15 protein-coding genes are annotated in these 12177 nt (G+C 61.3%); 5 read left to right on the forward strand and 10 right to left on the reverse strand.

Going from position 1 to position 12177, the window contains the following annotated elements:
- Positions 1 to 24 precede the first annotated feature (24 nt).
- Positions 25 to 870: a Clp1/GlmU family protein gene (locus DRB19_RS13930; RefSeq protein ID WP_147021730.1), complete on the forward strand. Its 846-nt coding sequence runs from the start codon at positions 25 to 27 to the stop codon at positions 868 to 870.
- Positions 871 to 916: 46 nt separating this feature from the next.
- Here DRB19_RS13930 and DRB19_RS13935 read toward each other — a convergent pair whose 3' ends face one another.
- On the reverse strand, positions 917 to 1501 hold the full coding sequence (locus DRB19_RS13935; protein ID WP_147021731.1) for a hypothetical protein: 585 nt from the start codon (positions 1499 to 1501) through the stop codon (positions 917 to 919).
- A 48-nt stretch (positions 1502 to 1549) separates the two neighbouring features.
- On the reverse strand, positions 1550 to 1813 hold the full coding sequence (locus DRB19_RS13940; RefSeq protein WP_114186642.1) for a hypothetical protein: 264 nt from the start codon (positions 1811 to 1813) through the stop codon (positions 1550 to 1552).
- 272 nt (positions 1814 to 2085) lie between these two features.
- Between DRB19_RS13940 and DRB19_RS13945 the strand changes: the two genes are divergently transcribed.
- Positions 2086 to 2271, forward strand: a complete 186-nt coding sequence (locus DRB19_RS13945) for a hypothetical protein (RefSeq protein ID WP_114186643.1) — start codon at positions 2086 to 2088, stop codon at positions 2269 to 2271.
- Positions 2272 to 2451: 180 nt separating this feature from the next.
- On the forward strand, positions 2452 to 4296 hold the full coding sequence (ilvD, locus tag DRB19_RS13950; RefSeq protein ID WP_114186644.1) for a dihydroxy-acid dehydratase: 1845 nt from the start codon (positions 2452 to 2454) through the stop codon (positions 4294 to 4296).
- Between the two features lie 530 nt (positions 4297 to 4826).
- Here the strand turns inward: ilvD and DRB19_RS29955 are convergent.
- Positions 4827 to 5000 carry a hypothetical protein gene (locus DRB19_RS29955; protein WP_162815688.1) on the reverse strand — a complete coding sequence of 58 codons (174 nt, stop codon included), beginning with the start codon at positions 4998 to 5000 and terminating at the stop codon, positions 4827 to 4829.
- A 336-nt stretch (positions 5001 to 5336) separates the two neighbouring features.
- Between DRB19_RS29955 and DRB19_RS13960 the strand changes: the two genes are divergently transcribed.
- Positions 5337 to 5489 (forward strand): DUF1127 domain-containing protein, encoded by a 153-nt coding sequence (locus tag DRB19_RS13960; protein ID WP_114186721.1) that lies wholly within the window; start codon positions 5337 to 5339, stop codon positions 5487 to 5489.
- A gap of 47 nt (positions 5490 to 5536) precedes the next feature.
- Here DRB19_RS13960 and DRB19_RS13965 read toward each other — a convergent pair whose 3' ends face one another.
- Entirely contained in the window at positions 5537 to 6232 is a 696-nt protein-coding gene (locus DRB19_RS13965; protein WP_114186646.1) for an HAD family hydrolase, read from the reverse strand.
- A 160-nt stretch (positions 6233 to 6392) separates the two neighbouring features.
- Here DRB19_RS13965 and DRB19_RS13970 point away from each other — a divergent pair, with 160 nt between their 5' ends.
- Positions 6393 to 6668, forward strand: coding sequence for a hypothetical protein (locus DRB19_RS13970; protein ID WP_308494284.1), 276 nt, complete (start codon positions 6393 to 6395; stop codon positions 6666 to 6668).
- A 35-nt stretch (positions 6669 to 6703) separates the two neighbouring features.
- Here the strand turns inward: DRB19_RS13970 and DRB19_RS13975 are convergent, their stop codons facing one another.
- The 6 genes from DRB19_RS13975 to DRB19_RS14000 all read right to left on the reverse strand — a co-directional run bounded on the left by DRB19_RS13975 (position 6704) and on the right by DRB19_RS14000 (position 11885).
- The gene (locus DRB19_RS13975) at positions 6704 to 6994 is read right to left on the reverse strand and encodes a hypothetical protein (RefSeq protein WP_245439497.1); all 291 of its coding nucleotides are present in this window, start codon (positions 6992 to 6994) and stop codon (positions 6704 to 6706) included.
- 111 nt (positions 6995 to 7105) lie between these two features.
- Positions 7106 to 7567 carry a cupin domain-containing protein gene (locus DRB19_RS13980; RefSeq protein WP_114186647.1) on the reverse strand — a complete coding sequence of 154 codons (462 nt, stop codon included), beginning with the start codon at positions 7565 to 7567 and terminating at the stop codon, positions 7106 to 7108.
- Between the two features lie 60 nt (positions 7568 to 7627).
- A complete protein-coding gene (locus DRB19_RS13985; RefSeq protein WP_114186648.1) occupies positions 7628 to 8698 on the reverse strand; it encodes a CobW family GTP-binding protein in 1071 nt (356 codons plus the stop codon).
- A gap of 119 nt (positions 8699 to 8817) precedes the next feature.
- Positions 8818 to 10323, reverse strand: a complete 1506-nt coding sequence (locus DRB19_RS13990) for a tripartite tricarboxylate transporter permease (protein ID WP_114186649.1) — start codon at positions 10321 to 10323, stop codon at positions 8818 to 8820.
- Positions 10324 to 10334: 11 nt separating this feature from the next.
- Positions 10335 to 10784, reverse strand: a complete 450-nt coding sequence (locus DRB19_RS13995; RefSeq protein ID WP_114186650.1) for a tripartite tricarboxylate transporter TctB family protein — start codon at positions 10782 to 10784, stop codon at positions 10335 to 10337.
- 93 nt (positions 10785 to 10877) lie between these two features.
- Complete coding sequence (locus DRB19_RS14000; RefSeq protein WP_114186651.1) at positions 10878 to 11885, reverse strand: Bug family tripartite tricarboxylate transporter substrate binding protein; 1008 nt, start codon at positions 11883 to 11885, stop codon at positions 10878 to 10880.
- Positions 11886 to 12177: the final 292 nt, after the last annotated feature.

Raw genomic sequence — 12177 nt, forward strand, 5'->3', positions numbered from 1 at the left:
CCTGATAGGCCCAGGACGTGACTGGTGTCATCCTTCGATTCAATGGCCTCGATCCACATTCCCGCCGACTGGTCCGACGCAGCCGAATATATACTGTCGGGCGATTTCCAGCGCATCCTGGTCATCGGATCTGCCGATGCGGGCAAAAGCACCTTCTGTCGCTTTCTTCGGGAGCACGCGCTCCAGGCCGGAAGAACGGTTGCTCTTCTCGACGCGGATGTGGGCCAGAAGATGCTCGGACCGCCCGCATGCCTCACCACGGCCGAACCCACGCGGAGCAGGCTCCTCTTCGTAGGCACGACCAATCCCATCCTCGGTTGGAGCCGCTTGGTGGAAGGCGTGCGCTTCCTCGCAGACACGACCGCTGCAGACCTTCTTATTGCAAATACGAGCGGGCTGTTGGCGGGCCCCGGCAGGCGTCTGAAGGCCGCCAAAATCACCGCCCTCGCGCCAGACCTCCTGGTGGCGCTCGGTGACGATCCGAAGCTGGACGAGATCATGAGGGACTACCCCGGCCTCTCTGCCCTTCGTCTAACCCGGTCGCCCGAGGCGAAGCGCAAAACGAACGGTGAGCGGCGAGCTTCGAGACGCGAGGCATTCCAGCGCTATTTTACCGAGGCGTCTGTCGTGGAGTTCGAGCACCATGACCTGCTATCCATCAACGCAGGAAGTTATCCGACCGGTCTCTTGGTTGGATTCCCGGACGGGCAAGGAGGCGATGCCGGCCTCGGCATCCTGGCTGAACCTTCGAGCATGGGGACAGTCCGCATCCTGACCCCTGTCGCACCGCACCTGATCCGCGCAATCACGCCGGGATCGATTTGCATTGACCAGAATTTTGCCGATTCCCCTGTACAACCCGCGACCTAAGGCAAAGCCTTAAACCTCGCTAGGATGGTTCGGTGCTGCCCCTGTTTCAGATTTCACATTCCTTGGGCCGCTTATCATCGCTCCAGTCGGCCAGCCTGATCTGCTTGACAGCGGCTTTGAGGGCTTTGCCGTCTCGGATGCCCTGCCCTGTCAGGAGGTTCAGGTCGCAGTGTCTGCCCGCCTTCGGTTCCAGCGTGTCACGGCTGTCGAACGTCACGCCGGCGACCAGGAATTCGCCATTCCGGTATACGATCGTGAGAGTCTGGCTCCAGCGGCTGCGGCCTATGGCGTCGTTCCCGGATTTGAGCAGCAGGGATCCCTTGGGGTTGAGATCGAGGCTGGGCTGGGTTCCCCACATGGCGCCCTTCCAGGCAGCGCCCGTTTTGGCCAGTGCAAGGTTCCGCCGCTCGCCTCCGTTCGGATCGTCTGCGGAAACATAGATATAAAGGTCCGCCTGGTCCTCCTGGCCCTCGACCAAGACTGCGCGATCCATCCTCCCGTCGCCATTCCAGTCGGACGTGACGGCGCTGAGCACGGCATCCGGACGGATGTTGACCGGGGATTGCGAAGCCGACTGCGCCTGCGCGCCGGCCGCAAGAACGGATAACGCCATTGCGAAAACGGTTCTCATATTCATACGCTCCAGCCGCGCGGGAAGTAGCACGGAGCCGATCCGCGGTCAGCGGCTGCCTGCGCGGGCAGGCCTTTGCCGGAGTCTTGAATGGGACTTCGCCGATGTGAACCCTTCCGATTGAATAGTCCGGCAGAAGTTCAAGGCCGCTTTCATGAAGGCCTGCTGAGCTTCACTGTGGGCGCTGACCGCTTTGATCCACGGACCATCGGCCTTCATGGTCTTAAGTCTTTCCGGCGCAAGGTGCTTCTTGGCCTCCTCCGCCTTGAGGCAGAGTTCATAGGCATGCAGAAGATCCCTCTGGTTGGTCATGGAAGGTCTCGTTCAAGCGTCGCAGCCATTATCGGCTCAGCCTACACCATCAAGAGTGAACGATTGCCTTCCGGCGGGAGCGATCCCGCAACCAAAAACTCCTACCCCCTCGCGGCCTCCGCCTGAACCGGCGAGGCCTCCCGAGGTGTGCCTTTAGCAGGCGGCGCGGCCTCCAGCCGCATCCTGCCGCGCCGCACAAACGACAGCGCTTAACCGACTGTTAACCATAATGTTTGCAGTTTCTATGCATGAAGAACAAGGAGGCAACAAACATGGGTCAAGGCCATAGCGAGACCGAAGGAGCAAAGCTCGATTCGGTCGCCCGGCATCGTATCGGCAGAAGACTGCGTGCGCAGTACCGCTCTGTCACGGGGGCTCCCATTCCCAATGAGCACGTCGACCTTCTGCTCACTCTGCGTCAGGTCGAGCGCGAGCGTAACCGGAACACCAACCCGTAGTCTCACTATCTTATCCTAGTGCATCTGCGCGGCGGGTCCGCCGCGCAGACGGCCTATGGGATGGCGCGCGCCCTTCCAAACCACGACCCGGCGTCGATGGGCGCGACAATCCTTGGCTTGAATGCCCGGCGTCTGACGGTGTAGGCATAGATTACTCCCAACACCGTCAGGTTTACCCCCATGCCTCAGTATCGCTCCCGCACGTCCACCCATGGCCGCAACATGGCCGGCGCCCGAGGACTTTGGCGCGCTACAGGCATGAAGGACGAGGATTTCGGCAAGCCCATCATCGCGGTGGTCAATTCCTTCACCCAGTTCGTGCCTGGCCACGTGCACCTGAAGGATCTCGGCCAGATGGTGGCGCGGGAGATCGAGAAGGCCGGCGGCGTCGCCAAGGAATTCAACACCATCGCGGTGGATGACGGCATCGCCATGGGGCATGACGGCATGCTCTACAGCCTGCCGTCGCGCGAAATCATTGCGGATTCGGTCGAATACATGGCCAACGCCCATTGCGTGGATGGCCTCGTGTGCATTTCGAACTGTGACAAGATCACACCCGGGATGCTGATGGCGTCCCTGCGCCTCAACATTCCCACCGTGTTCGTTTCCGGCGGGCCGATGGAGGCCGGCAAGGCCAACCTGCGCGGCAAGCTCAAGAAGCTCGATCTCGTCGATGCCATGGTGGCGGCGGCCGACGAGTCCATCACCGACGAAGAGGTCAAGGTCATCGAGCGCTCGGCATGCCCGACCTGCGGCTCCTGCTCCGGCATGTTCACGGCCAACTCCATGAACTGCCTCACCGAGGCGCTGGGCCTTGCGCTGCCGGGGAACGGCACGGTTCTGGCGACGCATGCGGATCGCCAACGGCTGTTCGTCGAAGCCGGTCACCTCATCGTCGATCTCGTGCGCCGCCACTATGAGCAGGACGACGCCTCCGTCCTTCCGCGTAACATCGCCACCTTCCAGGCGTTCGAGAACGCAATGACCCTCGATATCGCCATGGGCGGCTCCACCAACACGGTGCTGCACCTCCTCGCCGCCGCCCGCGAGGCGGAGGTCGATTTCACCATGGAGCACATCGACCGGCTCTCCCGCCGCGTGCCCGTGCTGTGCAAGGTCGCGCCTGCCATCGCCGATGTCCACATCGAGGACGTTCACCGGGCCGGCGGGATCATGGGCATTCTGGGCGAGCTCGACCGGGCGGGCCTCCTGCACCGTGACGCGGGAAGCGTTCACGCCGAAAGCCTCGGCCATGCGCTTGACCGATGGGACGTGAAGCGCACGAACAGCGAGGCGGTGCGGACCTTCTATCAGGCTGCGCCTGGGGGTGTCCCGACGACGGTCGCCTTCAGCCAGGAGCGTCGCTTCGAAGAGTTGGACCTTGACCGGCAGAAGGGTGTGATCCGCAATGCCGACTACGCCTTCTCAAAGGATGGCGGGTTGGCGGTATTGTCCGGAAACCTCGCAGTGGATGGCTGCATCGTCAAAACCGCCGGGGTGGACGAAAGCATCCTGGTCTTCAATGGCCCGGCGCGGGTCTTCGAGAGCCAGGACGCCGCCGTTCAGGGCATCCTCGGGGGCGCGGTGAAAGCCGGCGACGTGGTGGTCATCCGGTATGAGGGCCCGCGAGGCGGACCGGGCATGCAGGAGATGCTCTATCCAACCAGCTATCTGAAATCGAAGGGTCTCGGAAAGGCCTGCGCGCTTATCACGGATGGCCGCTTTTCGGGCGGCACCTCGGGTCTTTCCATCGGACACGTCTCGCCGGAAGCGGCGGAAGGCGGGATCATCGGCCTTGTTCAGGAAGGCGACCGCATCGAGATCGACATCCCGAACCGCACCATCCGCCTCGCGGTGCCGGACGAGGAACTGGCCCAGCGCCGCGCCGCCATGCAGGCGCGCGGAGACAAGGCCTGGAAGCCGGCAGCCGACCGCAAGCGGAAAGTCTCGACCGCGCTGCGGGCATATGCGTCCATGACCACAAGCGCCGCCAAGGGCGCCGTGCGGGTCGTGCCGGAGTGATCCCCAACAGGGATCAACTCCAGCCCAAGATCTAAAGCGCTCTGCACGGGCGCTCCCTGCCTCTCAGGAGGCTCCAGGTGGCGCGAAGAAGCAAATGATCGCCTTGGTCGTCGCTTCCTCGCAGAGATGAAATTTGGCGTCCGGGGATGGCTTGGCGGTCTTCCTCCGGACGATCCGCCCATCCCAGAGCCTCCATCCCTCCGGGACTTCGGAGACGACCTCACCCCGTTCTTCCGCGAGCTCACGGCAATCCTTCTCGCTACAACACCAGGCCGGGTACCAATCGTGCGCCACAGCCTCGGGCGCGTTTGCAAAGCAAGCCAGCAAGAGAATGGAGGCGGCACTCCGCCGTGTCATGCATGCCTCGAGCCGGAGGAGCAACGGCGACTACCACGCATACGGCCTGTCTCCTAAGAATCGGGCGGACCCATCGGTCGCTTGGCGAGCGTGCTCCAGCCCACGAAAAGAAGGAAATAGATCGCGAGGGCTGGTTTGACGACTGGCTCAAGGCCCTGTGCAAGCAGGCTACACTAGGCTCGCTCGATCTCGGAATGCCGAGCGACCGCTTCCGCTCCGTGGGTGCTCCTGATCACATACAGGGTCGTTCCGCCATCCTCGAGGGGAAGGATGCGGACGATCTCGTAGATGCGCCCCGTCACTTTTCGGAACCGCACGAACTGCCCGACTGAAAAACTGGACTGCATGAGGCCTCCACCAGCGAAATAACCTGCTGTAGGGCATTTTATGGTGCACTGCACAAAATCAGCAACCCTCCGACTGGTCAATTTTGTTGCAATCGCGTGCCTCATCACTTCGCTCTGCCCGGGATAGCAGGCCCAGTTTACGGCTACTGCTCAGCAATCGGCATTCTCGCCCTATTTTTCGGCAACGGTTTAGGTTCCGTGCCGGTGGTGCATAGGTCATATGCCCTGACCAATATCCCGCAATGCAGCAAAGTGCTCCAGATTCCCCTCAACAGCAAGAACAGGGAAGCGCCCGGGATCGTGGGTGTTCACCGCCACCGGAAAGGCAACAGACTCATGATCATTTCACTCGTCCTCAAAAAGCTTCGGGAATGGCTCGATTATCAGGCGACGGTTCGAGAGCTCGAAGGTCTCGACGACCGTGACCTGTCCGATCTTGGAATTGGCCGCAGCGACATCAGAAGCATCGCCCGCGGATCGACGCGGTAACGCCTCGCCACCCCAACCGAACGACATCGCCGGCGTGAGCCGCAGACCTAGATTTGCGTCACCAGATCAATCAACTCGCCCAGATGGGCGAGCCGCTTGTACCGCGGCTCGTCCGAAGGCTCGTCGCAATGCTCCAAGGCCCAGGTGAGGGCATGGGGCACATAGACGCCCCAGCTTCCGGCCTGAATTGCCGGCACCACGTCCGACTTTAAGGAATTACCGACCATCATGCTGCGGTTCGGCCCATCGCCGTAGCGGTTGAAAATCCTCTCATAGGTCGCAGCATTTTTGTCGCTGACGATTTCGACCGCATCGAACAGCTCACCGAGGCCTGATTGGGCAAGCTTGCGCTCCTGATCGAAGAGATCACCCTTCGTGATCAGGATTATGCGATAGGAGCCCGCCAGTTGCTCAAGCGTTTCCCGCGCATGGGGGAGCGTTTCGATGGGATGGGCGAGCATCTCCCGCCCGGCGGCTAGAATTTCGCCGATCGTCGCGGCAGAAACCCGCCCCTCCGTCACATCAATGGCCGTCTCGATCATCGAGAGCGTGAACCCCTTGATGCCAAAGCCGTAGAATTGAAGATTTCTCCTCTCCGCCTCGAGCAGACGGCTGGAGATCGTGTGCGCATCTCCATGCTCCGTCAGCAGGGACGTGAAGCGTTCTTCCGTCAGCCGGTAGAATGTCTCGTTCTGCCAAAGGGTGTCGTCGGCGTCGAAACCGATGGTGGAAAGGCTGGACATCAGGCGCTTGTTCCCGGGAGATCGTTCATGCGCAGCACATTAGCTCATCGTGCGGAAAAGCAAGTCGGGTCTTCCGTACCGGACGATGCGCTGCTTCTTGAAGAGAGGATGGAGCCGATGCACGTTTCAACGGCCCTTCCCCGCCCTAGATGATGTGCTGATGACTTTCAGCCTTGAGGAACGGATGAGCCAGATCGCGTGGCGACAGGATAGCGTCGCGGGTGTGCCGCTGAACCGGTATGTCGGATATGTGGGACCTGTCGAAGTCGGCTCCGTGCAATACGACGGCAGCAACAGGTTCTGGGTCTGGGCCAGCCCGCTTCAGGAGGACGCCTGGGGTTATGGACCGACGGAAGGCGCCGCCAAGACCGCCATGGAGCTGTGGCTGAGGTCATGGCTCGACAACTTCCGACCGTTCCTCAAACCGGAGACCTGATCCGCAAGCTGAATCAGGCCGGCTGTCGGTACGGCTTAACGATCGGCTTTTTTCGGATTCACGAAGTCCGTCAGCGCGGCCTCGACGGCTTGACGTCCGGCCTCCTCGATCTTCGCTGTCCTGCGAGCCCGATCCTTCTTCTCGATCTTCTCGATGATCGGATCGAACTCCCGAGGAACCATCGGGTCGCCAAGATATTTGGGCTTCTCGCCAAGTTCGTGCAGCTGGGCGCGCAGCTTTTGCCCCAGATGCTCTTGAACCGGCCTCGGCAGCGGAGGCTGGTTACTCCTCGGCCTTGGTGTTTTGTCGCCCTTCCCCGCCATCATGGTCCCTGCCTCGCATCAGCCCGCAAGCATTAACGAAAGCGTAACCGTTCGGGTTCCAGCCGAACAAGCTGAAACCCTTAGTTTTCTAGGAAAGAGCGACAGGACAGGCGCTCACTGCCCTGTCTTGGCATCCGGCTCGTATCCGGGATCGTAATGGGGGCCCGCCATGGTCCCGTCGGCGGCCATGCCGATGATGCCATGGGAGAGATCCTTGATCGCCAGGAACATCACATCCTCCTCCGGCAGCGCCACAGTGGAGTGCACCTTGTTGGCCGGGAAGTAGATCAGAGTGCCAGGACCGACGATCTTCTCCTCTTCGCCTTCGATGTTCACGCGCAGCTTGCCCTGAAGCACATAATTCCACTGCTCATTGGGGTGCTTGTGCGGCCGTGCGCCGGTGCCTCGCGGCTTGAGCATCAGCCCCACCTGGATCCGGTCACCTTCGATCACGGGTCCGTGGGCCGTCGAATAGCCAGTGCCCGCATCGATCTTGTTCATGTCGGCAAGCGCAAACAGGAAAGCCCCGTCGCCCGCCTTCACGGCTCCTGCGTTCTTGGTTGTTGCGTCAGTCATGGTGTCAGTCCTCCCAGTCAGGTTTTTGGAGATTGGTCTTGTGGGGATTACGCCCCATTTTCAGGAATGCGCGGTTTCTTCCGAATCCTCCGCCATGGCGAGGACGGCCGCGAGAAGGCCTTCGACCCTTTCGCGAGTGAGCTGGCGGGTGATGAAAACCAGCCGCGTCCGATGGTCCGGGCTCGGCCAGGACGTCAGCTCTTCGGGCTGGTGCGCCAGGTGCTGCACGAAATGCACCACCACAGGCCCCGCCCGCCCGGCCACGTTCACGAACCCTTTCACCCGCAGCAAATCCGGACCGCGCAAGCTTGCAAGCGTATCCAGCGCATGGGCAAAGACCGACCACGGCAAGGGGCGATCGATCGTGATCACGAATGTCTTATAAGGTTGCCGGTGCGCGCCTGGATCGACAGCCGGAGCCTCGCACAGGAACGCCGAACGCCTCTGCGCCTCCTGACGCGCCTCCCCTTCGCCCAGTATGAAGGCCGGATCGGCCACACCCTGTGCGGCTTCCGTTACGGGCGCCAGGGGCGCAAGCTCCGTCAGCAGCGCACGTACCTGAGCAAGCTGTTCAGGCGTCGCCAGGTCGGTTTTGGTCAGGACGATCCGGTCGGCCAGCGCAACCTGCTTGGTCCATTCGGGCGAATGTTCGACGCTGGCCAGGGCGGTCGCGGTATCGACCACGGTCACCAAGCCTTCGAGCCCATAATGCACATCGAGGGTCCGGTCAGTTGCAAGGGTCTGGAGGATTGGGCTGGGATCCGCAAGACCGGAAGTCTCGATGATCACGCGCCGGAAATCCGGAATGGCTCCGCGCAGGCGCTCGGCGAACAGATCGCGCAGGGTCAGCTGGAGGTCGGTGCCGCTCAGGCAGCACAGGCAGCCGTTGCCAAGCAGCATCGTCTTTTCGCTGCTTTCCCGCAAGAGCGCATCGTCAATACCGACCTCTCCGAACTCGTTGATGATCAGAGCGGTCCCGGAGCCTTCGGGTGACGCAAGCAGGGCCTTGATCAAGGTGCTCTTGCCGGCTCCGAGAAAGCCCGTGATCACCGTCACCGGCAGCTTGCCGGCCCCGGGCCGGGAAAGCTGACGCCCGAACGGCTGCGCACTGGTGCCAAACAGACGGTCCACGCCTCAGAAACCCGTCTCGAGCAATTCAAGAAATGTCGTCATGGTTTACTCTCACTTCCTTGTTCAGTCGGTTCGCGTCTGCACAGACAGGCGTGACGGCAGCTGCTGGCCGTCACGCCTCAAGCCTCCTCCTGGAATGCGATCTCGCGTTTCGTCCGGATTGCTGGGGCGATCATGATCGCCAAAAGCAGAACCGAGAGGATCAGGAACGTCAGGCTGATCGAGCGGTCGAAAAAGACCGTGGGACTTCCATGGGAGATGAGTAGCGCCCGACGCAGGTTCTCTTCGATCATCGGTCCAAGAATGAAACCGAGGAGCAGCGGAGCCGGTTCACATCTCAGTCGAACGAAGACATATCCCATGAACCCGAAGAAGGTTGCAACGATCACGTCGAGCGCGCTGGCATTGAGGCTGTACACCCCGATGCAGCAGATCAGCAGGATCGCCGGATAGAGCAGCCGATACGGAACGGACAGCAGCTTCACCCAGATCCCGATCAACGGCAGGTTCAGGATGACCAGCATGGCGTTGCCGATCCACATGCTGGCGATCAGGCCCCAGAACAGCTCGGCATTGCTGTTCAGAAGTTGAGGACCCGGCGCGATCCCCTGCATCATCAGGGCGCCGATCATCAGCGCCATGACGGCGCTCGACGGCAGACCCAGGGTCAGCATGGGGATGAAGGCGGTCTGCGCTGCTGCGTTGTTGGCAGCCTCAGGTCCCGCCACACCCTCGATCGCACCCTTTCCGAACTCGCCAGGCTTGCGTGAGATCTTCTTCTCCAAGGCATAGGCCGAGAATGACGCAAGGACTGGTCCACCTCCAGGAAGCATGCCGAGGCAGGACCCGAGAGCCGTCCCACGCAGGGCCGGAGCCAGGAAGGACTTGATCTCTTTCCACGTGGGCCATAGCCCCCGGACCTCGCCCATCACATCGCTTTGACTTTCCTTCCGGCTGAGGTTGGAAATCGTTTCCCCCAGACCGAACATACCCATTGCGATGACGGCGAAGTCGAGGCCGTCGCCGAATTCGGCGACCCCGAAGGTAAAGCGCTGAGCGCCGGTGCTGACATCAGTGCCCATCGTGCCGAGGAGCACGCCCAGCATGATCATGCCGATTGCTTTGACGACCGAGCCATTGGCCAGGATGACCGCCGCGATCAAGCCGAAGAGCATCAGGGAAAAGTAGTCCGCAGGACCGAACTGCAACGCCACTTCCGCAAGGGCCGGGGCCATGACGGCAATCAGGATGGTGGCCAGCGTGCCGGCGATGAAGGACGAGAGGGCCGCAGTCGCAAGCGCCAGTCCGGCCTTGCCGCGACGCGCCATCTGGTTTCCGTCGATAGCGGTGACCACCGAGGAGCTTTCGCCCGGTAGATTGACGAGAATTGCCGTCGTCGACCCGCCATAGGCCGCGCCGTAATAAATTCCCGCCAGCATGATGAGGGCTGCTTCAGGCTGAAGCGTGAACGTGATCGGAAGCAGGATCGAGATTGTGGCCACCGGCCCCAGGCCCGGAAGCACTCCAATCATCGTGCCGAGAAAGACGCCGAGAAAACCATACATGAGGTTTTCAGGCGACATGGCAGTCGAGAACCCGAGAACGATGTTGTTGAACAGTTCCATCTCGATCGCTCTCACCAGAACCGTGTGTGAGGCAGGTTGAGCCCCAGCGCATAGGCGAACAGGAAGATGCTCGCGGCCACGAGGGCCACGGCCAGAATGGTCACTTCGATGAACTTGAACTCGTCCCCGGCCAAGCGGGCGGCGAAGACCAGAACGATGCCGGCGACCGCAAGACCCAGGTCCTCAATGGCAAGCCCGAAGAATAGCGTACCCGCGAGAATGAGCAGCACAGGCCTCAGATTCACAGTGCCGACAATCTCGGTCTCGATGAAGAACGAGCGCACCAGGAGGATGGCCCCGAGCAGCCCCAGAAGACCGCTGACGATCAACGGAAAGAAACCCGGCCCCATGCGGGATGCGGTGCCTAAAGGATAGTTGGATCCAATGATCGCCATTGCGGCGAGGCTGATGCCGAGGAAAAGAATTCCCGTGAGGATATCAACCGATACACGGATGTTCATGGACAGTCCTTCGATCTACGAAAGTGCTGGGGACGTCATGTGGGCAGAGGCAACGCAAATGGCGGGCGCATAACGCCCGCCATTTGCGCAGGATCAGTCAGCTTTGATATTGCCTTTCTGGATGACACTCGACCATTGCTGGCTGTCCGCCTTGATGTAATCGGTGAACGCCGCCGGCGACGGGCTCGAGACCGCAAGGACGCCTGATGCCGCCATGCGCTCATGAATGGTCTTGTCCTTCATGGTCTCCACCACCGCCGAGTGGATCTTGTCGACGATCGGCTTCGGCGTTCCGGCCGGAACCAGAATTCCCTGCCATGAGGAACTCGGACGGGTGGTGAGGCCCTGCTCCATCATGGTCGGCAGGTCGGGGAGCGAAGGCACGCGTTCCTTGGTGGTGACGGCGAGAGCTTTGAGGCGTCCCGCCTTTACGTTGTTGATGGCCGTCGCGATCGTCACGAACATCACATCCACGTGGCCGCCCATCACGTCCGCCGCAGCCGGACCCGCACCGCCCTTGTACGGGATGTGAGTCATCTTCAGACCCTGCTCCAGAGCCAGCGATTCCATCTCGAGACGATTCACGCTGCCGGTGCCCGGGGAGGCGAAATTGACCTTGCCGGGGTTCTGTTTGACGTATTCGACGAATTCCTTCGCGTCCTTCGCCGGGAAATCAGGACGGGAAATGAGCAGGCCGGGCGTGTCGGCCACGATGGAGATCGGAATGAAGTCTTCGAGCGGCTTGACCTTCAGGTCTGAGAACAGGTGGGGGTTGATCGAAACCGTGCCGACATTCCCGAGAAAGAGCGTGTAGCCATCGGGCTTGGCGCGGGCCGCGAGACCCATGCCGATATTGCCGGCTGCGCCGTCCCGGTTGACGATGACAACCTGCTGCCCAAGAATCTCCGCCAGCCTGTTCTGCAGAAGGCGCGCGGCAAAATCGGACGCGCCGCCGGGCGCGAACGGAACGATGATCTGAATCGGCTGATTAGGATAGTTGGACGCATCCTGCGCGAGAACGACTTTGGGCGCCGCGATCCCGGCCGCCAGCGCAAAGACGCCTCCGAGCAGACCTGCTGTAAACGTACGCTTAGTGATCATTCGTCTCTTCCTCCCTGGAATGAGCCCCGCCGGTATTGTTTCTGTTCGCGCGGGTTGTGTTGGCGTTACTACATATCGAAATTGCTATTGCGTCTCCGCAGCGCGTCCAACGGCCAGCGTCGGCATGCTTTTTGAAAGAAGGGTCGTAGGCGAAGCGTGAGGCGCGCATCGACGATGTTCAGTCGTCGGCTGTTCAGCAAAACCATCAAGCGGTTCAGCCATCGCTTGAACCCATCTCGTTTTGGACGCTTCGGCGAAGCATCGGAAAAGATGACGATCAGACGACGCTAGC

This window comes from Microvirga aerophila, assembly GCF_003332305.1.
Classification (GTDB): domain Bacteria; phylum Pseudomonadota; class Alphaproteobacteria; order Rhizobiales; family Beijerinckiaceae; genus Microvirga; species Microvirga aerophila.

Coding starts and splice junctions, on each gene's coding strand:
- DRB19_RS13935 (WP_147021731.1), bottom strand. CDS start 1,501: ATGAGAACCGTTTTCGCAATGGCGTTATCCGTTCTTGCGGCCGGCGCG.
- DRB19_RS13940 (WP_114186642.1), bottom strand. CDS start 1,813: ATGACCAACCAGAGGGATCTTCTGCATGCCTATGAACTCTGCCTCAAG.
- DRB19_RS13945 (WP_114186643.1), top strand. CDS start 2,086: ATGGGTCAAGGCCATAGCGAGACCGAAGGAGCAAAGCTCGATTCGGTC.
- ilvD (WP_114186644.1), top strand. CDS start 2,452: ATGCCTCAGTATCGCTCCCGCACGTCCACCCATGGCCGCAACATGGCC.
- DRB19_RS29955 (WP_162815688.1), bottom strand. CDS start 5,000: ATGCAGTCCAGTTTTTCAGTCGGGCAGTTCGTGCGGTTCCGAAAAGTG.
- DRB19_RS13960 (WP_114186721.1), top strand. CDS start 5,337: ATGATCATTTCACTCGTCCTCAAAAAGCTTCGGGAATGGCTCGATTAT.
- DRB19_RS13965 (WP_114186646.1), bottom strand. CDS start 6,232: ATGTCCAGCCTTTCCACCATCGGTTTCGACGCCGACGACACCCTTTGG.
- DRB19_RS13970 (WP_308494284.1), top strand. CDS start 6,393: ATGACTTTCAGCCTTGAGGAACGGATGAGCCAGATCGCGTGGCGACAG.
- DRB19_RS13975 (WP_245439497.1), bottom strand. CDS start 6,994: ATGATGGCGGGGAAGGGCGACAAAACACCAAGGCCGAGGAGTAACCAG.
- DRB19_RS13980 (WP_114186647.1), bottom strand. CDS start 7,567: ATGACTGACGCAACAACCAAGAACGCAGGAGCCGTGAAGGCGGGCGAC.
- DRB19_RS13990 (WP_114186649.1), bottom strand. CDS start 10,323: ATGGAACTGTTCAACAACATCGTTCTCGGGTTCTCGACTGCCATGTCG.
- DRB19_RS13995 (WP_114186650.1), bottom strand. CDS start 10,784: ATGAACATCCGTGTATCGGTTGATATCCTCACGGGAATTCTTTTCCTC.
- DRB19_RS14000 (WP_114186651.1), bottom strand. CDS start 11,885: ATGATCACTAAGCGTACGTTTACAGCAGGTCTGCTCGGAGGCGTCTTT.